The sequence below is a fragment of the Vicinamibacterales bacterium genome, assembly GCA_035699745.1.
Lineage (GTDB): Bacteria > Acidobacteriota > Vicinamibacteria > Vicinamibacterales > 2-12-FULL-66-21 > JAICSD01.
This window is the reverse complement of sequence record DASSPH010000031.1, coordinates 1-22,294: the sequence shown is the minus strand read 5'-3', so window position 1 is coordinate 22,294 and position 22,294 is coordinate 1. Positions and strand designations below refer to the sequence as shown.

Here is a 22,294-nt window from a genome sequence, read left to right as displayed (position 1 = left end):
GGGGCGCGCGACGGGGGGCGGGCGGGGGAGTGGGTACTGAGCTGGCGCCCTGTCAACTCCCAACTCCCAACTCCCGGGCGTTACTTGGCGGTTGGCGCTTGGGAATTGGGGGATGACAGGGTAACGGTCCTCGTCGGGGAGAACATTTCGATCCCCTGCTCTGCGAACGCGCGGTTGACCCGGCGGCGCAGTTCCCGTCCCACGAACCACTGCTTCAGCGGCGCGGTCTTGATCCGCACCTTCAGACGGACCGCGGTGGGCTCGAACTCGTCGACGCCGATCACTTCCAGCGGCTCCAGGATGAACGGCGTGTAGGCGTCGTCACGCTGCAGTCCGTCGGCGACCGTCTTGACGGTCGCGGCGGCGCGGTCCGTGTCTTCGCCGTACGCCAGCGGGAGGTTCACCACGTAGTAGCTGAAGTTCATGCTGCGGTTGGCGAGCGTCGTGATCGCGCCGTTCGGGACGACGTGGACGGTGCCTTCCTCGTCGCGCAGGATGATGGTGCGCAGGTTGATGTCCTCGACGAGCCCGCCGATGTTGTTGATGGCGACGACGTCGCCGACGCGGACGCGATTGTCGAGAATCAGGAAGAACCCGCCGATCAGGTCGCGGACCAGCGTCTGCGCCCCGAAGCCGAGCGCGACGCCGATGATGCCGGCGCCGGTCAGCGCCGGACTGATGTCGACGCCGAACTCGCGCAGGATCATCAGCGCCGCAACGACGATCACCACGAAGGTGGTCATGTTGCTCAGCACGCTGCCGAGCGTCCGCGCCCGCTTCGAGCGCTCGATGGCGTCAAGGCCGGTGCCGAAATTGACGTCGTGCTCGAAGCGCTTCACGCCGACCGCCACGACCCGGACGGCGGCGAACGCGAAGATGAGCACCAGGACGATCTTGAGCCCGGACTCGAACGCCCAGTCGCTGAGCGTCCGCAGCGGCAGCCCGGTGCGCGGCCGCAGTTCCACCGCCTCGAAGGCGGGGAAGATGAGCACGAAGAACACGAGCAGGAACGTGCCGACGCTGATCAAGCGGAGCGGCGCCCGCACCAGCGGACTGGCCGTGGTCAGCGTGTCCTGCAGGATGCTGCGCATCGCCCGCGCCGAGAAGCGCCGCGCCAGGTGCGCGGCGGCCCATGCCACACCCGCGACGACAAGGACGACGAGCCAGACGAGACTCCAGTCGGGAGGGCCCACGAACAACCGACGCCACATAGAATCCTTTACAGATTAACAGACGAGCTTTCTTACAGTTTTGCAACGGGCGGATTGTCCTTCGCCCCGCCGCCCGTCCCGCTTATACTGCCCTCCCGCGTTCGCATTCCCTGGCGCGAACGTCGTGGAGGAGGCACCCAAGATGAAAGCACGCGCGACCTGTTCCGTTGCCGCCACTGCAGCTGCAGTCATTCTCTTCGCCGGCACGCTTTCCGCGAATCATTCCTGGGGCGGGTACCACTGGGCACGAACCGCCAATCCGTTCACGCTGAAGGTCGGCGACAACGTCGGCGCCGCGTGGGATTCCATTCTCAATACGACGATCGCCGACTGGAGCCAGTCGACGGTGCTCAACCTGACGAAGGTCGCGGGCAGCGCGAACCCGAAGAACTGCCGGCCGACCTCCGGCCGCGTCGAGGTGTGCAACAGCACCTACGGCAACAACGGCTGGCTCGGCATCGCGCAGATCTGGGCCTCCGGCGGGCACATCACGCAGGGCGTCACCAAGCTGAACGACACGTATTTCAACACCGCCCGCTACAACACGACCGCGTGGCGCAATCTGGTGAGCTGCCAGGAAGTCGGGCACAACCTGGGCCTGGCGCACCAGGACGAGAATTTCGACAACCCGAATCTCGGCACGTGCATGGACTATACGAGCGATCCGTCCACCAACCAGCACCCCAACAACCACGACTACAACCAGCTCGAGTCCATCTACGCGCACCTCGACAGCACCACCACCGTCGGCGCGCTGCTGCCGTCATCGGCGCCGGGTGCGTTCCGCGATCTCGATATCGAGGGGCCGGGACAGTGGGGACGCCTGGTCAGCTCGACGCGCGACGGGCGGTCGCAGACCTTCGAACTCGATTTCGGCCACGGCAACAAGGTCATCACCCACGTGCTGTGGTCCGACGAGGCGCTCGGCCGCGGCCGGTAAAGGCGCGACGCGGCGCTCGCTGAGCGCCGCGTCAATTCCCGGCCTTGGGACTGGGGCGGTATCACGTCTCAGCTTCGTCTGAGCTTCCCCTCGTCATCTCGTCGCGCACCGCCCACAACGCCGGGAAGAAGCGAACGTCGACCCGCTTCCCCAGCACCTCCACCGGCGTTCCCTGCGTGCCGATGACGTGCCCGCCGATGATCCGCTCGACGACCTTCAGATGGTGGAAGCGCCACAGAATCACGCGCTCGTCCCAGGTCGTCAACTGTTCTGCGAGCTGATACAGATCATCGAGCTCGTATCCGCGCGTGTAGACATCCAGCAGCGTGACCCCGCGGCGGGCCAGCAGCGCCTCGAAGGCCTCTCCGAGCGGCGGGGATACGCGATGCACCTGCCGGAAGCCCGGAGAATCGAACCCGGCGCCATGCCCGAGCGCGGTGCGGACCACCGCGTAGTCCGCCGGCGAGAGATGATCGAGCATGTGCAGCTGCGAGGTGACGAGCGACATGCAGTCGCACGCGCGGCGCAGCAGCCGCGTCGCGCCCGCCGGGCTGCCGGCGGCGATCAGCGCTGCCGCCTCGTCGATCTCGAGACATGCCAGCTTCAGCCACAGTTCCGACGATTGATGGACGGTCTGGAACAGGTGCTCGTCGCGATGCACGACCTCGTCGCGCGTCTTCTGCAGCGACAGCAGCTCCTCGGTGCGCAGGTAGCGCTCGTAATCGCTCGCGGCGGTCCCCGGAAGAATCGGTCTCGTGCGGTCGTCACTCATGAAGCAGTCATCCCGCGGCTTCGAGTCTCGCCGGCGCGGCAGGCTGCAGCGGCAGGCGCAGGCTGGCCCGGCACCCGCTGCGATCGTCCCGATTCTCCAGCATCAGCGAACCGCCGTGCGCTTCCGCGATCTGGCGGCTCAGCACTAGCCCGATGCCGGACCCGCCCGGCTTCGTCGTGAAGAACGGCACGAACAGGTTCCCGGTATTCGACAGGCCGGGCCCTTCGTCCTCGACCCACAACTCCATGCCCGGCGGCGACGATCCCGGCAGACGCTGCCACCCCACCCGCACGCCGCCGCCCGTCTCGCGGACGGCATCCACCGCGTTCCTGAGGAGATTGATCAGCAACTGCTCGAGCTGATCGCTGTCCCCCTGAATCGTCAGCCGCGGTCCGCCGGCGATCTGGATATTGTGCCCCTTCTCGAGCGTGACGACGCGATCGACGACGGCGCTGACGTCGAGCGGCGCGAGCTTGGGCGGCGGCAGCTTCGCCAGCCGCGCGTAGGCGCTCATGAACCGGCTCAGCGACTCCGACCGGGACGCAATGACGCTGAGGCCGCGCTGGACGTCCTCGCGCCAGTCCGACGGCAGCGGCTCGCGCTCGGTAATCGTCGCCAGGCTGCCGGCGATCGACTTGATCGGCGCGAGCGAGTTGTTCATCTCGTGCCCGATGACGCGGATCAGGCGCTGGAACGCCTGGCGTTCCTCTTCGCGCAGCGGCTGGCTCAGGTCGGACAGCACCAGCAGCTCGTGCGGCCGCCCGCCCTGGCGGAAGGAGCTGCGGCGGATCTCCCAGCGGCCGACGCCGCCGGGGAACGCGGTGTTGATCACGCGCGGCGCTTCGCCGGTCAGGCAGTCCTCGAGCCCCAGTTCGTCGGCGCGCCGCCCGAGCGTCCGCTCGGCAGGCTGGGCCAGGAGCCGCGCGCCGGCGCGGTTGACGAACTTCAGCTCGCGTTCCTCGTCGAACGTGAACACCGCCACGTCGATCTCCGCCATCACCTTGCGCAGCAGCGTCGTCGCTTCCAGGGCGTCGAGCCGCTGGTGGCGCAGCGTCTCGACCAGGGTGTTGACCTCGATCATCACTTCGCCGAGCGGGTCGCCGCCGCGCGCGCCGCGGGCGCGGATGGAAAAGTCTCCCTCACCGAGCGCGGCGAGGAGGTTCGACAGGGTCTGCAGCGGCAGGACGACGCGTTCGCGCAGGGCGAAGGCGAACCCGAGGCAGAAGGCCAGGATGACGACCGTGAGGGTCCACTGGACCTTGGGTGTGAAATCGCCGGTGAACCAGAGGAACACCAGCGAGATGAGCGCCCCGGGCAGCGCCGAGGCGAACGCCATCAGCAGGATGCGGCGGTCGTGGCTGAGTCGCGGCTCGCGCGGCCTCGAAGGGGGCACGAAGGGTAATTGTAGCGGCGGCGTTACAACCCGTAGCGCTGAAGTCGCCGGTAAAGGGCCGAACGGCTCAACCCCAGCGCCTTGGCGGCCTGACTCACGTTGCCGTCGAACCGGGTCATCGCCTTCTTGATCAGGAAGCACTCGACGTCTTCCAGGCTCATGTCCTCGAGCCGCCCCCCGCCGTCCTTGGCGGTGCGCAGGCCGAGATCGATGGGCTTGACCAGCGGGCCGGCCGCCATGAGAACGGAGCGCTCGACCGCGTGATCGAGCTCCCGGACGTTGCCGGGCCAGCTGTGCTCGAGCAGCATCTGCATCGCACCGCTCTCGAAGCCGGTGAGCCGCTTGCGATACCGCTGCGCGTGCTGCCGCAGGAAGTGCTGCGCGAGCAGCGGCAGGTCCTCGCGGCGGTCCCGCAGCGGGGGCAGCCGGATCTCGATGGTGTTGAGCCTGAACAGCAGGTCCTGGCGGAACCGCCCGGCCGCGACCTCGTCGGTGAGGTTCGCGTTGGTCGCGGAGATGATGCGGGTGTCGACCCGGCGCGTGCGGGACGATCCGAGCCGCTCGAACTCGCCGGTCTCGATGACGCGCAGCAGCTTCGCCTGCTGGCTGAGCGGCACGTTGGCGATCTCGTCGAGGAAGAGCGTCCCCTGGTCGGCGAGCTCGAACCGCCCGACGCGATCGCTCTTCGCGTCGGTGAACGCGCCGCGGACGTGGCCGAACAGCTCGCTCTCGAACACCCCTTCGGACACGCCGCCGGAGTTGACGATCACCATCGGGCGCGACGCCCGGCTGGAGACGGCGTGCAGCGCGCGGGCGACCACGCCCTTGCCGGTGCCGTTCTCGCCGAGGATCAGCACGTTCGCGTCCGACGGACCGACGCGCGAGACGACCTGAAGGACGCCCTGCATCGCCGTCGACTCGGCGATGATCTTCGGCATCCCCTCGCCGCGCAGCAGGGAGTTCTCGGCCTCGAGGCGCTGCCCCTTGCGCAGCGCCTGGCTCAGCTCGATCTGGGTGCGGACGATCGCCAGCAGCCGGGCGTTGTCCCACGGCTTCTGGATGAAGTCCCGCGCCCCGCGGCGCATCGCCTCGACCGCCACTTCGACGCTGCCCCAGGCGGTCATCACCACCACCGGCAGTGTCGGGTCGATCCCCTGGATGCGCGACAGCAGGTTGAGCCCCTCCTCGCCGGAGGTGGTGTCGCGGGCGTAGTTCAGATCGATCAGGGCCACGTCGAACTCGCGCGCTTCCACCGCCGCGAGCACGCCGGCGGGGGAGGACGCGGTCTCGAGCGTGAAGCCTTCCGCCTTGAGCAGCAGGCGCAGCGCCTCGAGCACGTCCGACTGGTCGTCGGCGATGAGCACCCGCGGCTCGCTGCTCCGCGGCGCGTGCCGCGTCTGCTCCGGTGAGTCGTGTCGCTGGTCTTTCAAGTGGTCGGTAATCAGCATGGCGTATGTGCAGCTGACGGCGTCCGGCCGTCAGTCGGTTCGCAGGGCAATCAGTGGATCGATGCGCGTCGCGCGGCGCGCGGGAATGTAGCTGGCGAGCACCGCGACCGATCCCAGCGCGGCGGCGGTTGCGGCGAACGTCAGCGGATCGTGCGGGTTGACCATCTGCACCAGCGACGACATGAATCCGGCGGCCGCGTACGCCACCGCCAGCCCGATGGCGAGGCCGAGCCCCACCAGGATCATCCCCTGGCCGAGCACCAGACCGACGACGCTCGACGGCTGTGCGCCGAGCGCCATGCGCACGCCGATCTCGCGCGTGCGCTGCGCCACGGAATAGCTGGCCACGCCGTAGAGCCCGATCGACGCCAGCAGCAGCGCCAGCGCGCCGAACACGGTCAGCATCAGCACGTTCATCGACAGCGCCTGCAGCGACTGGCGGACCTGCTCCGCGAGCGTGCGCACGTTGAACAGCGACAGCGACGGATCCAGCTCGCGTGCCGCCGCGCGGACCGCATTGGCGAGCGACGCCGCGTCGCCGGCGGTGCGCACGTGCAGCGTCGCCTGCGGCGTGTAGTTCTGCGACAGCGGCTGGTAGATGTAGTTCTGCGGATCCTCCGCGACGCCGTTGTACTTGCTGTCGCGCGCGACGCCGATCACCGACGTGTAGTCGTCGTCGCCGAAGAACTTGAAGCGCTTGCCGATCGGATCCTCGCCCTTCCAGAACTGCTCCGCCATCGTCTGGTTGACGATGACGACCTTGGGCGCGCCGGCGGTGTCGCTGCGCGCGAAGTCGCGGCCGCGGACGAGCGGGATGCCGATGGTCGTGAAATAGTTCAAGCCGACGGTGTTCACCTGCACCAGGATGCGGCCCGTCGTGGTGGTGTCCGCCCCCTCGGGGAAGACGCTGCGCGCGAACCCGCCGGCGAGCGGCGGCGACTGCGCGATCGCCGCCCCCTGCACGCCGGGAAGAGCGGCGGCGCGCTCGACGATCTGCTCGTAGAACGTCGTGCCGCGCTCCTGGGTGTAGCCCTCGCGCAGCAGGTTGAAGTTCATCACCAGCACGCCGCGGGTCTCGAAGCCGGTGTCGATCCGCTGCGCGTTGCGCAGCTCGCGGAGGAACAGCGTGGCGGCGATCAGCGCGATCAACGAGAGCGCGACCTGCGCCACGACGAGCGCCTGGCGCAGCGACAGCAGGCCGCGCACGCCGCGATGGCCGGTCGCCGACGGCACCAGCTCGTTCTTCAGCACCGGGACGACGTCCGGCTTCGACGCCTGCAGCGCCGGGGCGAGGCCGAACAGCACGCCGGTCAGCAGCGCGAGCCCCGACGTGAAGGCGAGCACCCGCGGATCGAGCGACAGCGCCGCCGGATCGACGGGGAAGGGCAGCGGGAGCTCGGCCGCGACGATCGCGCCGAGCGTCCAGGAGGCGAGCCCCACGCCGGCGAGGCCGCCGAGAATCGCCAGCACCAGCGATTCGGTCATCAGCTGGCGCACGAGGCGCGAGCGCCGCGCGCCGAGCGCCAGGCGGATCGCGACTTCGCGGCGGCGCTTCGACGCCCGCGACAGGAGGAGATTGGCGATGTTGGCGCAGGCAATCAGCAGCACGATGCCGACGACGATCATCAGCACGGTGGACTGCTGGACCAGCACGTTCGGTCCCTGCCCGTTCGGGTTCAGCCGGGCCTCGAGCAGCGGCACCGCCGTCGCGCTCCGCCCCTTGTTGTCGACCGGAAACGCCTGTTCGAGATTGGCGAACACCGTCCGCAGGTTCGACCGCGCCTGCTCGACGGTGGCGCCGGGCCTGAGCCGCGCCACCGAGAAGAGGAACAGGCCGCGCCGCGTCTCGTACCATTCCGGCAGCACGACGACGTTGCGCGACATCGGAATCCACGCCGAGGGTCCGCCGCCGAGCAGCACGCCGGTGAAGTTCCGCGGCGCCACGCCGACGATCGTGTACGGCGTGCGGTTCAGCGTGATCGTGCGGCCGACGACGGCCGGATCCGATCCGAGGCTGCGCTCCCAGAAGCCGTGGCTGACGACCGCGACCGGCGCCGCCTGGGTCTCTTCCTCCGCCCGGAAGCTCCGCCCCAGCGCGGGCTCGGCGCCGAGCAGCGCAAAGAAATTCGCCGTGACGATCTGAACCGGAATCTGCTCCGACCCCTCGCTGTGGCTGTAGTTCATCTGGTTGAACGTCAGCGAGGCCATGTCGGTGAACACCGAGTTCTGCGCCCGCAGGTCCTTGAAGTTCAGATGCGACAGCGGCAGATTTCCGGGATTGCGCTGGTCGGTGGTCGAGACGAGCACCAGCGACTGCGGATCGTGCACCGGCACGGGCCGCAGCAGGACGGCGTTGATCAGCGTGAAGATCGCGGTGTTGGCGCCGATCCCGAGGGCAAGCGAGAGGATCGCGACCAGGCTGAACCCGGGGCTCTTGACGAGCATCCGGAGGGCGTAACGAAGATCGCTCATGGATAACTCCCAACGACCAACTCCCAACGCCCAAACGACCCGGCTGCTTGGGAGTTGGGAATTGGGAATTGGGCGTCGATGTGTTGCAGCCTAGTGCGCGATGTCGAACCCGGACTCTTCGAGCTCGCGCTCCCCCTTCTTGCTGCCGTCCTCTTCGACGACCCGGCCGTCGAACAGGTGGATGGAACGGTCGGCGTGGCGCGCGTAGCGCGGGTCGTGGGTGACCATGCAGATCGTCGCCCCTTCGCGGTGCAGCTCGCGGAGCAGCTCCATGACCGCCTCGCCGTTCTTCGAGTCGAGGTTGCCGGTGGGCTCGTCGGCCAGCAGGATCGACGGCGAGCCGGCGACGGCGCGGGCGACGGCGACGCGCTGCTGCTGACCGCCGGAGAGCTGCGAGGGCAGGTGCTTGGCGCGGTGCGCCATGCCGACCTTCTCGAGCGCCGCCATCACGCGCTCCTTGCGCTCGGTCGACTTCATGCCGCGGTAGGTGAGCGGCAGCTCGACGTTCTCGTAGACGTTGAGATCGCCGATCAGATTGAAGCTCTGGAAAATGAACCCGATCTCGCGGTTGCGCACGCGGGCGCGCTCGGAGAGCGGCAGGTCCGCCACTTCCTTGCCGTTGAGCACGTAGCGCCCTTCGGTCGGGGAGTCGAGCAGCCCCAGGATCGAGAGCAGCGTCGACTTGCCGCAGCCCGACGGGCCGGCAATCGCAATGTACTCGCCGCTCTTGATCTCGAGATGGATGCCGGCGAGGGCATGCGTCTCGACCTCGTCGGTGAAGAACACCTTGGTGACGCCGTCGAGGTGGATGAGCGATTGCGCGGACGTGTTCATATGGCTCCTTTGTGTGGCGGTCGGGGCCGCCGCTGCGCGGCGGTTCCCTCCGGCCCCTCCCTAAGCTATCCCTTGAGCTGGACTCGATCGAACGAATCGAACTGTGACATGTCGGACAGAATCACCTGGTCGCCCGGCTGCAGCCCTTCGATGACTTCGATGGTGTTCACCGAGGCGCGACCGAGCTTCACCTTCGTGGCGACCGCCTCGCCGTCCGCGGCGACCTTGAAGATCGTGACGGTGCTGTTCTCCTGGCCGAATGCCGGACGCCCGACGTAAATGATGTTGTCGAGCCGTTCGAGCTGGATCGTGCCGTCGACGCTCAGGTCCGGGCGCGCGCCCGGGGGAAGCGCCCCTTCCATGATCACGTCCACGCCGACCGTGCCGCCGGTGGAGGCCGGGTCGATGCGTGAGACGCGGCCTTTGACGATTCCGTTGCGCGTGTCGACCTCCGCGTACTGCCCGATGCGGATGTCCTTGGTCTGGGTTTCCGCGATCCGCAGTTCCGCCTTCAGGTTCGTCGGGTTGGCGACCCGGGCGAGGTTGGTGCCGGGCCCGACCTGCTGGCCGACTTCCACCGGGACCACCTGCAGCGTGCCGGTCATGCCCGCCTTGACCCGGAGATCGCCGAGCTCGCGGCGTCGCAGTTCCCACGCCGCCTTGCGCTGGTTGACGTCCGCTTCCTGCGGCGCCAGCTGCGAGTTGATGCCTTCCTTGGTGATGGTGAGGCGCCGCGTATCGACCTCCACGCGGTTCTTGAGATCCGCCGCCAGGCTCTGTTTCTGCTGCAGCGTCAGCTTCGAAATCAGGTTCTCCTTGAACAGCGTTTCGTTCGCCGCGAGATCGAGCTCCGCCTGCTTCCGCTGCGACTCCAGCTGGGCGAGGTTGGCTTCCTGCTGCAGCAGGTTGCTCTGCAGCTCCGCCTTGCGGTTGGTGAACGCCGCCTGCGCCGACTGGTAGCTCAGTTCGGCGTCGCGGACCGCCTGTTCGAGCTGCGGATTCGACAGCTCGAGGATCACGGTGTCGGGAGTCACCTGCGCGCCGGGACGGAGAATGATGCGTTCGACGCGTCCCTGCGTCTGCGCCGGAATCCAGCGGATGTCCTCCGGAACGAGCGTGCCCGAGCCGCGCACCTGGCGCAGCATCGAACCTTTCTTGACCGAATCGATCCACACGACCGCTCGATCGACTGTGGGAGCCGCGGGCTTCAGCCGCGAGACCCCGAGAGAGATGCCGGCCACCACCACGACCGCAGCCGTGGCGTAGAGGATGCGGCGGATCCGCTTCTTCCTGGCCTGTGAGGGACGTGCAATGTCAACCATAGTTCTCGAGATAAGCAAAAGGACGTGCCAGCCGGCTGATCCGCGAAACTGCTTGAATTCGCTGGACTTCTTCGCGAGCTCTCAATCGGCCCGGGGCTGGCGGTGACCGCTCGCGGAATGGGAAAATCCCGGATCCGGTCAGTTCTGCGAGCCCCTGCCGCCCGCCGAAGTCGGAGACTTTGACGAAAAGAGGAGCCTCCGGGTTTGCAATAACTTACCGATTAACGAATTGATTTGACGAAACAAAATATTATGTGGCACGCTCCCGCGGCATGGTGTCGATCGGCGCCGCCCTCACCGCCGTCATGACCCTGTATCCGCGGATCTATTTCGCGTGTCACACCAGGCACGTCCGCGATCCACAGACCCAGCGTCTCCTCAGCCGCCACCAGGCCAGCATCCTCGATCATCTCGACGAGATCGAGCCGACCACCGTCATGGACCTGGCCGCGCACATGGGCGTCACCGCCGCGACCATGTCGCTCTCGATCGATCGACTCGAGCGCAAGGGCTACGTCGTCCGCCTGAAGGACGCGAAGGACCGGCGCCGCGTCCACGTGAGGCTGACCTCCGCCGGCGTCCGGATCCGCGAAGCGAGTTCGGTGCTCGACCCCGCCCGGGTGGAGGCGCTCGTCTCGCGCCTCACCGACGAACAGCGCACGCGGGCGATCGAGGGCCTGGGGCTCCTGGCGGATGCCGCGCGCGCGCTGTCGGAGCAAGGGCGAGGAGGCTCGGCAGACTCGGCGGTTCGCAGGGAACTGTAGGCAGCCCGCCGTCAGGCGGGAGATCAGGCGAAGGAGGACACATGCGCTGGCTCGTTTACATCGCCGCCGCGATCGCGATCGTCGGCGTGGTCGTCGCAATCATCGGCTACAGCCTGCCGAAAGCGCATTCGGTTTCGCGGACCACGACGATCGCGATGCCGCCGGACGCGCTGTACGCGCTGCTCGCCGACGTCGACCGTTACCCGGCGTGGCGCCCGGGGGTGAAATCGCTGCAGCGGCACGCGGATCGCGACGGCAAACCGGCGTGGACCGAAGAGGCGGGGGGCATGACGATCCCGCTGTACTTCGAGCGGATGGACCGGCCGGGTCTCCTGGTCTCCCGCATCGCCGATCCGTCGCTGCCGTTCGGCGGCACGTGGACCTACCGCATTCAGCCGGCGGGCGCCGGGTCGCAGCTGACGATCACCGAAGACGGCGAGGTCTACAATCCGTTCTTCCGCTTCATGTCGCGGTTCGTCTTCGGGCACACCGCGACGCTCGACGAGTTCGTCGAGAACCTCGAATCACGCACCGCCGCACGATGACGATGAAGAAGGCGAGACGCGAGGAGTTCGTCAGCACCCGCAGCCGGGTGGAGAAGCTCGGCGTCAAGGCAGGCGCCGACGTTCTCCTTCTCGGGATCGAGCGCGACGCGGCGTTCGTCCAGGAGCTTCGCGCCGCGGGCGCGAGAATCCGGACGTCGGGCCCGGCGCCGGCAGACATGATTTTCGCGACGTTCCATCATCGCGGCGATCTGCGGCGGCTGGCGAGCCTCGTGCCGCGGATTCACGCCGACGGCGTGGTCTGGACGCTGCGTCCGAAGGGCTCGAAAGATCTCACCGAATCGGAGATGATGCGCGCCGGACAGGCGGCGGGACTGGTCGACGTGAAAGTCGTGAGCTTCTCCGATACGCTCACGGCCGAAAAGTTCGTCGTCCCCCTCGCGCAGCGCGTCCGCCATGCGGCCGCCTGCGCGGAAGGCTCGGGCGCGGTCTCGCCGAAGCGCCTCCGTCGCGGAGGCGCAGGCGGACGCGGCTGAGCTGGCGCGTCCCGGCACGCAGCATGTAAAGAGACCAGTCAGGTATGAGCGACCTGAACGCCCGTTTGCTCAATGACATCGTCGCCGGCGTCAAGGACCTGCTCAAGAAAGAGCAGTCGGACCGGCTGCGCGACGTCTATCTCGTCGGCGACATCGAGAAGGACAACGCACGCACGTTCATCGAACGGCTGCGCGAGCTCGCCAGCGACAACCGCCGCCCGATCACGATTTACATCAATAGCGCCGGGGGGAATGTCACGGATGGGCTGGCCATCCATGACGTCATCCGCCACATCGTCAGCACCGGGATCGAGATCACGATCGTGGTGCAGGGGATGGCGTACTCGATGGGCTCGGTAGTGCTCCAGGCGGCCAGCGACGGGAAGCGCCTGGCCTTCCCGCACTCCTGGATCATGATTCACGAGCCGGCGAAGTGGGCAGGGTGGCAGTCCACGACCGCTGCAGCGCAGCACCTCGATCGTCTGAAACAGATGCAGAGCCAGATCTACCGGATCATGGCGGCCCGCTCGGGCAAACCGCTGCGGCAGATCATCCGTGACACCAAGCGGACCGATTTCTACCTGGATGCCTGGAAGGCGAAGGAGTACGGACTGATCGATCGCGTGGTCGGCGCGGAGGTCGCGCCCGAGCGCGACGAGGCGACCGCGGCGGAGGAGGCCGCGTCCCCGCTCCTCGAGACATCAACCGATGGCCTGACCATCCACGGGCGAAGCGACAGCTGATGGCGGAGCGCGGCACTGCTGAGTACCCGTTTCCGGCGGTCCCGCGCGCGATCCGCCCGTTCGTCGCGGTCGCGTTCGTGGCCCTCATCTTTCTTGCCTACCACGGCTCGGCCGCGATCGTGGACGACGGCAGCCTGTTCCTGCTGCTGAGCGTCGCGGTGCTGGGCAGTGCCTGGCTCGCCGGCACCGGCACGGCGCTGACGGTCACCGTGGCGGGCGCGGTGCTTGGCGCGGTGTTCGCGCGGCCGCAATCGTCCCCGGCGCTCGAAATGCACCTCGCGCTGTTCGTCGTGCACGGGCTGCTGCTGACGGCGCTCGTGGCGGAGCTGCGCCGCGCCCGCGAGCAGGCGATCCACGAAGCGGGCATGGCGCAGGCGGCGCGGATGGAGAGCGAAGCCGCCAACCGGATGAAGGACGAATTCCTCGGGACGATCTCGCACGAGCTGCGGACCCCGCTGAATGCGGTGCTCGGGTGGCTGCACCTGATTCGCACCGGCAAGCTGGACGCGGCGACCGAAACCCGCGGCTTCGAGTGCATCGAGCGCAACGTGCGGCACCAGGCCCAGCTCACCGCCGACCTGCTCGACGTGTCCGCGGCGCTGACCGGCCGCCTGACGATGGAGATGCGTCCGGTGGCGCTGATGTCGGTCGTTGCCGAGGCGATGGCGCAGGTGAAGACGGCCGCGACGGCGAAGGACGTGCAACTGGATCTCTCGGCGCCGGAGCGATCGGTGGTGGTGCGCGGCGACGCGAACCGGCTGCGGCAGGTGATCTGGCAGCTGCTGGCGAACGCGATCAAGTTCACGCCGCGCGGCGGCGCGATTGCGGTGACGGTCGAATCGAACGATCACGTCTGCGTCACCGTCCGCGACAGCGGCCCGGGGATCGCGCCGGAGTTCCTGCCGCGCATCTTCGAACGGTTCACCCAGGCCGACTCGTCGCCGACCCGCTCCGTGGGCGGCCTCGGCGTGGGGCTGTCGCTGGTGCGGGAGCTGGTCGAGCGGCACGGCGGCGAGATCCGCGCCGGGAATGCGCCCGAGGGGGGCGCGATGTTCACGATCCAGCTGCCGATCCACCGCGCCGATCAGACGGCGCGGCCGGCGCGGCCGGCGCCGGCGGTCCCGCCCGGTGCCGTGCCGCCGCTGAACGGGGTGCGCGTGCTGCTGCTCGATCGCGACAAGGATGCGCGCGACCTGCTGAGCGTCGCGCTCGAGCAGCGCGGCGCGACGGTGCAGACCGCGTTCTCCGTCGCGCAGGCACTGGAGATGCTCGAGGCGTGGCGCCCCGACGTGCTGGTCAGCGACTCGCCGGCGTCCGAGCGGAACGGCTACATGGTCGTCGGCAAGGTGCAGTCGCTCGAAACGGACCGCGGCGGACGGATTCCCGCGCTGGCGTTGACGTCGATGAGCAGCACCGATGCCGAAATGCGGCGCCTGCTCTCCGACGTGACGCTCGACCTCCCGAAGCCGGTCGAGCCGGCCATTCTCACCGCCGAGATCGCGCGCCTCACCGGCCGCGAGCGGCGGCAGGCACGGCGTTAGCACTTGGCGACAGCGTCCCGACACGACCGGATGATCAAACGGAAGCTGACGATCGGCGCGGAACTTCAGAAGACCGGCGGCGCCCACGTGCGCGTATGGGCGCCGGCGTGCCAGCGAGTCGACCTCGTGCTGCCCGGGCCGGCGGACGGTGACGAGCGCGTGCTGCCGATGGACCGCGAAGCGGACGGACACTACAGCGTGTTCGATCCCGCCGCGCGCGCCGGCGGGCGCTACTGGTTCCGCCTCGACGGCGAGCGGCTGCGTCCCGACCCGGCGTCGCGCTGGCAGCCGGACGGTCCGCATCAACCCTCCGCCTACGTGGATCCCTCCGCCTTCAGGTGGACGGATCACAACCGCACCGGCGTGACGGCGCTCGGCCAGGTCATTTACGAGCTGCACGTCGGCACGTTCACGTCCGAAGGCACCTGGGCGGCGGCGGCGGCGCAGCTCGACGAGCTCGCGCGCATCGGCATCACCGTCATCGAGATGATGCCCGTCGCCGAGTTCCCGGGCCGCTTCGGCTGGGGTTATGACGGCGTCGATCTCTACGCGCCCGCACACATTTACGGCACGCCCGACGACCTGCGCGGGTTCGTCGATCGCGCGCACGCGCTCGGCCTCGGCGTGATCCTCGACGTCGTCTACAACCACCTCGGTCCAGACGGCAACTACCTCGGCGAGTTCTCGCCCGACTACTTCACCGACAAGTACACCAACGACTGGGGGCGCGCGATCAACTTCGAAGGTCCGGCACCCGCCCGCGCGTTCTTCGTGCAGAACGCCGGCTACTGGATTGACGAATACCATTTCGACGGCCTGCGGCTCGACGCCACGCAGGACGTGAAGGACGCGTCCACCCCGCACGTGATCGCCGACCTCGCGGCGTCCGCCCGGCGGGCCGCCGGCCGCCTGCCGGTTTACCTCATCGCGGAGAACGAGCCGCAGCAGACCGTGCTCGTACGCGATCCCGCGGCGGGCGGTTACGGGCTCGATGCGTTGTGGAACGACGACGCGCATCACACGGCGCTGGTGGCGCTGACGGGACGGCGGGAAGCCTACTATCGCGACTACCAGGGCACCGCGCAGGAGCTGATCTCGTGCGCGCGCTACGGCTATCTCTATCAGGGCCAGTGGTACTCGTGGCAGAAGCAGCGGCGCGGCACGCCGGCGCTCGACCTGATGCCGGCGTCGTTCGTCACCTATCTCGAGAACCACGATCAGGTCGCGAACTCCGCGTTCGGCCGCCGGCTGCACCAGCTGTCGGGGCCGGGCCGCTACCGCGCGCTCACCGCGTGGATGCTGCTCGGCCCGGCCACGCCGCTCCTCTTCCAGGGGCAGGAGTTCTCGTCGACGCGGCCGTTTCTGTTCTTCGCGGATCACAACCCGGAGCTGGCCGAAGCGGTGCGGCGCGGACGCATCGAGTTTCTCGCGCAGTTCCCCAGCCTCACCGACGACCGGATCGTCCGCCAGCTGCCGCCGCCCGGGGACGAGCGCACGTTCGCGGCCTCGAGGCTCGATCTCGGCGAGCGGGAGCGCCATCGCGAGGCGTATGCGTTCCACTGCGATCTGCTGAAGCTGCGCCGCGAGGATCCGGTGCTGTCGCGCGCCGGCGCGTATCGTCCCGAAGGGGCGACGCTCGGGTCGGCGGCGCTGCTGCTGCGCTACCTCGACGGCCGCCATGGCGACCGTCTCCTGGTGGTGAATCTCGACTGCGATCTCGACCTCGCACCGGCGCGGGAGCCGCTGCTCGCGCCGCCGGCACACGCCGGCTGGCGCGTGGTGTGGAGCAGCGAGGCGCCGCAGTACGGAGGGCAGGGAACCCCGCCGCTCGAATCGGACGGCACCTGGATCGTTCCGGGCAGCAGCGCGATGCTGCTCGTGGCGGAGCCGCGATGATGGATCTGGTGCGCCGCATCGTCGCGCCGCGCGACCGCGAAGACGAGACGATCGCCGCCGGCGAGCGTCCGCCGCGGCGCGAGTGGCTGGTGACGAACGGGCTCGGCGGCTACGCGTCCGGCACCGTGGCCGGGATGCTGACGCGCCGCTATCACGGCATGCTCGTCGCCTCGCTGCCGGCGCCGCTCGGCCGCATCGTGATGCTCAATCACCTGCTCGAGCGCGTCCGGCTGCCCGGGCGGGGGGTGATCTGGCTCGGCGACGAAGACGAAGTGGCCGGTCCGAATGCAGCCGACCGCCTCGAGCATCTGGCGGAGTTCCGCCTCGAGCTGGGTCTGCCGGTCTGGGTGTACCGCGTCGACGGCTTCACCATCGAGAAGCGCGTCGTCATGCCGCACGCGCAGAACAGCGTGCACGTGACCTATCGGGTGCTCGAAGGGGAAGGCGTCGTCCGCTTCAATCTCCGGCCGTCGGTGCACTACCGCGGCTACGAAGCGGCGGTCGACGAATCGCCCGTGCAGAGCTACACGATCGCCGCCACCGGCAATCACTACGAGCTGTCCGCCGGCCCGGATCTGCCGGTGCTGCGGATGATGCTGCTCGGCGAGCGCGCCGCGCTGACGCTGGACGAGAAGGGATCGGAGGGGATCCCCTACCAGATGGAAGCGACGCGCGGCTATCAGTGGAAAGGATCGCTGTGGAGTCCGGGGTACTTCCGCGCCGACGCGGTGAAAGGCGGGCAGGTATCGTTGATCGCCTCCGCCGAACCGTGGGAGACCATCGTCGCGTTGTCCCCCGAAGGCGCGGCGTCGGCAGAACGCGAACGGCGGCGGCGCCTGCTGCAGATCGCAGGCCTGCCGGGCGGCGACGCGTTCAGCGCCGAGCTGGTGCTCGCGGCGGATCAGTTCATCATCCGCCCCGCCGGCCGCGTCGAAGAAGCCGCCCGCGCCCGCGCCGCCGGCGACGACGTGCGGACCGTGATTGCCGGGTATCACTGGTTCACCGACTGGGGGCGGGACACGATGATCAGCCTCGAGGGGCTGACGCTGTCGACGCACCGCTACCGCGAGGCGGGCTACATCCTGCGCACGTTCGCGCACTACGTCCGCGACGGCCTGATTCCGAACATGTTTCCCGACGGGCAGCGCGAAGGGCTGTATCACACGGCGGACGCATCGCTGTGGTTCTTCCACGCGATGGAGCGCTACACGCTGGCGACGGGCGACGAGGAAACGCTGCGTCTGCTGCTGCCGGTGCTGATCGACATCGTCGAGCACCACCTCCGGGGAACACGGTTCGGCATCCGCATCGATCCGGCGGACGGTCTCTTCACGCAGGGGGAGGAAGGCTATCAGCTGACGTGGATGGACGCGAAGGTCGGCGACTGGGTGGTCACCCCCCGGCGCGGCAAGGCGGTGGAGTTGAACGCGCTCTGGTACAACGCGCTCTGCCTGCTGCATTCGTGGACGGAGAAATTCGGCGGCGCGGCGGAGCTGAATCTCGCCGGGCACGCCCGCCGCGCGTACGAGTCGTTCAACCGGCGGTTCTGGAACGACGAGCGCGGGCATCTGTTCGACGTCGTCGACGGGCCCGGCGGGGACGACCCGGCGTGCCGTCCCAACCAGGTGTTCGCGATTGCGCTGCCGCATCCCGTGCTGCAGCGCGAGCGATGGGAGCCGGTGATGAGGACGGTCCGGGAACGGCTCCTGACGCCGGCGGGCCTGCGATCGCTCGCGCCGGACGAGCCGGACTACAAGCCGCGCTACTACGGGGATCTGCGCGCGCGCGACGCCGCCTACCACCAGGGAACCGTCTGGGCCTGGCTGATCGGTCCCTACATCGACGCGGAGCTGAAGCTGCCGAATGCGGATCGCGCGGAGCTGCGGACGCTGCTCGAGAGCTTCGATCGGCACCTGGACGAGGCGTGCGTCGGGCAGATCAGCGAAGTGTTCGACGCCGAGCCGCCCTTCCTCCCGCGCGGCTGCGTCGCGCAGGCGTGGAGCGTCGCCGAAGTCCTGCGCTGCCGGTTGAAGGTGGGGTAGCGCGCGGCGGTTGCGGTACAGTCATGCCGTGACCCTCGAAGACCTGGGTTGGACGGCCGGCTTCGCGGCGGCGTTCGCGCCGCACCGCGAGGCCGGCCTCGAGCCCGCGCGCGTCTCGCTCGAGCACACGCACATCTATCGCGTCATCACCCCCGGCGGCGAGCGGCTCGCCCGCGTGGCCGGCCGTCTCCGCCACGCCGCGGCGCGGCGCGCCGACTTCCCCGCGGTCGGCGACTGGGTCGCGCTCGAAGCCGCGGCGCCGGGCCACGAGGCGCGTATCCGCGCGGTGCTGCCGCGCGCGACCCACTTCTCGCGCCGTGCCGCCGGCGACCCGACCGAAGAGCAGGTCGTCGCCGCCAACATCGACGTCGTCTTTCTCGTCTCGGGACTCGATCACGACTTCAATCCGCGGCGGATCGAGCGGTATCTGGTGACCGCATGGGAGAGCGGCGCCGCGCCGGTGGTGGTGCTGAACAAGGCGGATCTCGTGGAGGATCCGGGCGCGTTCGCGGCGCAGGTCGCAGCGATTGCGCCGGACGTGCCGGTCCTCACCGTATCGGCGAAGACGCCGGCCTCGCTCGACGCGCTGCGCGCGCGCCTTGGACGCGGCCGCACGGCGGCCCTCCTCGGATCGTCGGGCGTCGGCAAGTCCTCGATCGCCAACGGACTGATCGGCGAAGCGATCCTGCGCACGCACGAAGTGCGCACGTCCGACAGCCGCGGCCGGCACACGACGACGGGGCGTCAGCTGGTGCTGCTGCCGGGGGGCGGCATCCTGATCGACACGCCGGGCATGCGCGAGCTGCAGCTCTGGGAGGCAGCCGAGCCCGCGGCCACGGCGTTCAGCGACATTGCCGCGCTCGCCGATCACTGCCGCTTCCGCGACTGCCGCCATCTCAGCGAGCCGGGCTGCGCCGTCGTCGCCGCCGCGGCCGGCGGCACGCTCGCCCAGGGGCGGCTCGCGAGCTTCCGCAAGCTGCAGGATGAACAGACGTTCCTCGCCTCCCAGCAGGACGAGCGCGCGCGCATCGAACAGAAGCGCGCCGGCCGGATCGGCGCGAAGGCGCTGCGCAAGCGGGTCAGGGACAAGCGGGGGTAGCAGTGCGCAGTGCGCAGTGCGCGGTGCGCGGTGCGGCAGTGCGTCAGTGCGTCAGTGCGGCAGTGCGGCAGTGCGGCAGTGCGGCAGTGCGCGGTGCGCGGTGCGTCGGTGCGGAGGGGGGATTTGAACAGGAACTTCAGCGTCTGCGCCGCAGTCGTCACGGCGCTCTCTACGTGCCTGGCCTGCGGGGGATCGCCGCGGGCCGAGCCGCGGCGGCGGGTGGTGGCGGCGGACCAGGTGCGCATGGACGATCTGATGCGGCAGAACGAGACCCGCGCGTCGGAGCCGGATCTCGCGGACGCCTACGCGATCGTGAACGCGCAGTATTTCGACAACCGCCTGCCGCCGGTGCGGATCCGCTGGGAGGAAGGTCTCGACGCTATCGGGCCGATGATCGCGGAGAACTTCCGGCTGGAGGGGTTGACCAACGGCAAGGTCATCCTGCTGCACCCCGCGCTGGCGCGGGAGCCGCGGCAGCTGCGCGCCGTGCTGTGCCACGAGATGGTCCATGTCTCGCTGCGCGAGACGTCCGGCGCCCACGGGCCGGAGTTCCAGGCCCGCCTGCGTTCGCTGGCCGAGCGCGGCGCGTTCGTCGGCGTCGTCGCCACCGACGAAGAGAAGGCGGAGCTGAAGACGGCGCTCGAGCGGACGACCCGCCGCCTGGCGGGCGAGCTGCACGAGCTGCGGCAGCTGCAGTCGCGCCTCGACGCCGAGGCGCCGTCGATGACGCGCGAGGCGCTGCAGGATCGGATCTGGGACTTCAACCGGCGCGTCCGGCAGCACAACGAGGACGTGGACGCATTCAATCGCGACATCGAGCGCTACAACCTGATGATCACCTATCCGGACGGATTGGACCGCGAGCGGCTGGAGGGGCGCGCCATCGTGACGCCAGCGGGGTGACATGCCTGGTAGCTCTCGTGCGTGAGGCCAGGCCGGTGATCCTCCGAAAAGCCTCAAAGCGTCGGTGCTTCCAATATTGGGGGCCAGCCAAAACTCCACTCGTGACCTCCTTCAGTGCTTCGCCCGAGGCTACTGCAGCGGAGTGACGGAACAGGTCACGGTGCGCGCGCGCAGTGGCACGAGGCTCGTGCCAGCACGACTCGGTCCGGACCGAGTTCAGATTTCTGCTAGTCCGTGACGATTCTTCTTGACACGAAATTTCGCGCCGACGCGATACAGTCGCGGCGCCTTCTCAGATCGGGTCCTGCACCTCCTTGCGTTCGCCACAGGCAACGCACTCATCGACGTCGAGTGTGGTCGAGGCCTGGGCTCGTTGTGTCGCAGCGGCGCCATGCTCGGAGGTCGAAAAGTGACGATGGTATAGAGGAGCATGACGCCCAGCGACGCTCGCTCCGCAATCGAGTCGCTCACCGATGCCGAACTGCTCGCGGAAGTCCGGCGGCTCGCGGCGTGCGAACGGCGCGCCACGGTTGATGTCATTCACGCGCTGATGGAGCTGGACGCGCGGCGCCTGTATCTGGCTCAGGGTTGCTCGTCGCTGTTCACCTACTGCACTCAGGTCCTGCACTTGTCGGAGCACGCCGCGTATGGCCGAATCGAAGCCGCGCGGGCGGCGAGGCGGTTCCCGAGGATTCTCGAGCTGCTGACCGAAGGATCTCTTACGCTGACGTCCGTCGGTCTGCTCGCACCGCATCTCACCGCAGAAAACCAAATCGCGTTGCTGGAGAGCGCCAGGCGGAAGAGCAAGCGCGACGTCGAGCGCCTCGTTGCGGCGATCCACCCGCTGCCCGACGTGGCGGCGTCTGTGCGGAAGCTGCCGCAGCAGCCGCCAGCTCCCGCCGCGATGCCGCTCGCCAGTCGACAGACGGGGCCCGAGCCGAGCAACGAGCGTCCAGTCGAAGCGATCGCGACGAGGGCTGCGGACGGCGGACCGGGTGAGGCGCTGCGCCCCGATTCGCTGCCTCGGAAACCTGCCGTCCTCAAGCCGCTGGCGCCTGAACGCTACAAAGTGCAGGTGACGATCTCCCGCGAGGCGCACGATCACCTCCGCCGCGCCCAGGAGCTGTTGCGTCACGTCGTCCCGAACGGCGATCCGGCCCTAGTCATCGAGCGGGCGCTGGCCGTCCTCGTGGAGGACCTCGAACGCAAGAAGCTGGCGGCCGTCAGGCGGCCACACAGGACCGCTCCGCCGACGGCCTCGAACTCGCGCCATATTCCCGCCGCGGTGAGGAGGGCAGTGTGGGCTCGCGACGGGGGTCAGTGCGCGTTCGTCGGCGACGCTGGCCGCTGTTCGGAGCGCGGGTTTCTGGAGGTGCACCACGTGTTTCCGCACGCGGACGGCGGTGTCGCGTCGGTCGGGAATCTCCAGCTGCGGTGCCGGGCGCACAACGCGTACGAGGCGGAGGAGTGGTTCGGGCCTTGGGTCGCTCGGGAACCGACGGCGATTTATGGGGACTCGGTCCGGACCCGACCGAGCGGCAATCTAAGTAGCCAAGCTCTCTAGAGAGCGTGGGAAGGATTGGGCGCGTCTCCAATAGTCTCTTGAATCAGCGCATCGAGAAGTTGGCTCCTGCCCGTCTCGCTCGCCACCGGTGTTGTTTCAAGCCGGGTGCAGGTTGTCTACCTGTTCGGCCAGCGGCGGCAGCGGAAACGGAAGATCTCGCCGTCCGAGGATAGGTCTTGCCCGTACCGGTCGCCATGACCAGCAGCAGCCGGTTCTGACCCTTGGCGATTGCCTCGGTGGCGGCATTGACTGCGCTCGCCTGGTAATACCGCGGCGTCCGACCACTCCCGTCGTCGTAGTAGTCCTGGAGG

General features: G+C 68.7%; 20 protein-coding genes. 11 read left to right on the top strand and 9 right to left on the bottom strand.

Annotation, left to right across the window (positions count from 1 at the left end; genetic code table 11):
• Nucleotides 1-80: 80 nt before the first annotated feature.
• The gene (locus VFK57_06120; protein HET7695266.1) at nt 81-1,211 is read right to left on the bottom strand and encodes a mechanosensitive ion channel family protein; all 1,131 of its coding nucleotides are present in this window, start codon (nt 1,209-1,211) and stop codon (nt 81-83) included.
• A 142-nt stretch (nt 1,212-1,353) separates the two neighbouring features.
• Here VFK57_06120 and VFK57_06115 point away from each other — a divergent pair, with 142 nt between their 5' ends.
• Nucleotides 1,354-2,151: a hypothetical protein gene (locus VFK57_06115; GenBank protein ID HET7695265.1), complete on the top strand. Its 798-nt coding sequence runs from the start codon at nt 1,354-1,356 to the stop codon at nt 2,149-2,151.
• Nucleotides 2,152-2,212: 61 nt separating this feature from the next.
• On the opposite strand, the gene VFK57_06110 is transcribed toward VFK57_06115, so the two are convergent.
• The 6 genes from VFK57_06110 to VFK57_06085 all read right to left on the bottom strand — a co-directional run bounded on the left by VFK57_06110 (nt 2,213) and on the right by VFK57_06085 (nt 10,392).
• Nucleotides 2,213-2,923: a tryptophan 2,3-dioxygenase family protein gene (locus tag VFK57_06110; GenBank protein ID HET7695264.1), complete on the bottom strand. Its 711-nt coding sequence runs from the start codon at nt 2,921-2,923 to the stop codon at nt 2,213-2,215.
• 7 nt (nt 2,924-2,930) lie between these two features.
• A complete protein-coding gene (locus tag VFK57_06105; protein ID HET7695263.1) occupies nt 2,931-4,316 on the bottom strand; it encodes an ATP-binding protein in 1,386 nt (461 codons plus the stop codon).
• Between the two features lie 23 nt (nt 4,317-4,339).
• A complete protein-coding gene (locus VFK57_06100) occupies nt 4,340-5,764 on the bottom strand; it encodes a sigma-54 dependent transcriptional regulator (GenBank protein HET7695262.1) in 1,425 nt (474 codons plus the stop codon).
• Between the two features lie 30 nt (nt 5,765-5,794).
• The gene (locus VFK57_06095) at nt 5,795-8,236 is read right to left on the bottom strand and encodes an ABC transporter permease (protein ID HET7695261.1); all 2,442 of its coding nucleotides are present in this window, start codon (nt 8,234-8,236) and stop codon (nt 5,795-5,797) included.
• A 90-nt stretch (nt 8,237-8,326) separates the two neighbouring features.
• On the bottom strand, nt 8,327-9,070 hold the full coding sequence (locus tag VFK57_06090; protein HET7695260.1) for an ABC transporter ATP-binding protein: 744 nt from the start codon (nt 9,068-9,070) through the stop codon (nt 8,327-8,329).
• A 65-nt stretch (nt 9,071-9,135) separates the two neighbouring features.
• Nucleotides 9,136-10,392 carry an HlyD family efflux transporter periplasmic adaptor subunit gene (locus tag VFK57_06085; protein ID HET7695259.1) on the bottom strand — a complete coding sequence of 419 codons (1,257 nt, stop codon included), beginning with the start codon at nt 10,390-10,392 and terminating at the stop codon, nt 9,136-9,138.
• A gap of 254 nt (nt 10,393-10,646) precedes the next feature.
• On the opposite strand from VFK57_06085, the gene VFK57_06080 reads away from it, so the two are divergent.
• From VFK57_06080 to VFK57_06040, 9 genes are all read left to right on the top strand, one after another.
• Nucleotides 10,647-11,156, top strand: coding sequence for a MarR family transcriptional regulator (locus tag VFK57_06080; protein ID HET7695258.1), 510 nt, complete (start codon nt 10,647-10,649; stop codon nt 11,154-11,156).
• A 41-nt stretch (nt 11,157-11,197) separates the two neighbouring features.
• On the top strand, nt 11,198-11,701 hold the full coding sequence (locus VFK57_06075) for an SRPBCC family protein (protein HET7695257.1): 504 nt from the start codon (nt 11,198-11,200) through the stop codon (nt 11,699-11,701).
• Nucleotides 11,702-11,703: 2 nt separating this feature from the next.
• Nucleotides 11,704-12,195, top strand: coding sequence for a hypothetical protein (locus tag VFK57_06070; protein HET7695256.1), 492 nt, complete (start codon nt 11,704-11,706; stop codon nt 12,193-12,195).
• A 44-nt stretch (nt 12,196-12,239) separates the two neighbouring features.
• A complete protein-coding gene (locus tag VFK57_06065; GenBank protein ID HET7695255.1) occupies nt 12,240-12,938 on the top strand; it encodes an ATP-dependent Clp protease proteolytic subunit in 699 nt (232 codons plus the stop codon).
• Nucleotides 12,938-14,479 carry a hybrid sensor histidine kinase/response regulator gene (locus VFK57_06060; protein ID HET7695254.1) on the top strand — a complete coding sequence of 514 codons (1,542 nt, stop codon included), beginning with the start codon at nt 12,938-12,940 and terminating at the stop codon, nt 14,477-14,479. The genes VFK57_06065 and VFK57_06060 overlap by 1 nt, the downstream gene beginning before the upstream one ends.
• Nucleotides 14,480-14,509: 30 nt before the next feature.
• Nucleotides 14,510-16,375 carry a malto-oligosyltrehalose trehalohydrolase gene (gene treZ, locus VFK57_06055; protein HET7695253.1) on the top strand — a complete coding sequence of 622 codons (1,866 nt, stop codon included), beginning with the start codon at nt 14,510-14,512 and terminating at the stop codon, nt 16,373-16,375.
• Nucleotides 16,375-18,417, top strand: coding sequence for an amylo-alpha-1,6-glucosidase (locus VFK57_06050; protein ID HET7695252.1), 2,043 nt, complete (start codon nt 16,375-16,377; stop codon nt 18,415-18,417). The genes treZ and VFK57_06050 overlap by 1 nt, the downstream gene beginning before the upstream one ends.
• Before the next feature lie 28 nt (nt 18,418-18,445).
• Entirely contained in the window at nt 18,446-19,516 is a 1,071-nt protein-coding gene (gene rsgA, locus VFK57_06045; GenBank protein HET7695251.1) for a ribosome small subunit-dependent GTPase A, read from the top strand.
• Nucleotides 19,517-19,639: 123 nt separating this feature from the next.
• Nucleotides 19,640-20,419, top strand: a complete 780-nt coding sequence (locus VFK57_06040; protein HET7695250.1) for a SprT-like domain-containing protein — start codon at nt 19,640-19,642, stop codon at nt 20,417-20,419.
• Nucleotides 20,420-20,711: 292 nt separating this feature from the next.
• Here the strand turns inward: VFK57_06040 and VFK57_06035 are convergent, their stop codons facing one another.
• Nucleotides 20,712-20,963, bottom strand: a complete 252-nt coding sequence (locus tag VFK57_06035) for a hypothetical protein (GenBank protein ID HET7695249.1) — start codon at nt 20,961-20,963, stop codon at nt 20,712-20,714.
• Nucleotides 20,964-20,969: 6 nt separating this feature from the next.
• Between VFK57_06035 and VFK57_06030 the strand changes: the two genes are divergently transcribed.
• A complete protein-coding gene (locus VFK57_06030; protein HET7695248.1) occupies nt 20,970-21,983 on the top strand; it encodes an HNH endonuclease signature motif containing protein in 1,014 nt (337 codons plus the stop codon).
• A gap of 43 nt (nt 21,984-22,026) precedes the next feature.
• Here VFK57_06030 and VFK57_06025 read toward each other — a convergent pair.
• The coding region (locus VFK57_06025) for a DEAD/DEAH box helicase family protein (GenBank protein HET7695247.1) at nt 22,027-22,294 on the bottom strand (268 nt) is incomplete at its 5' end.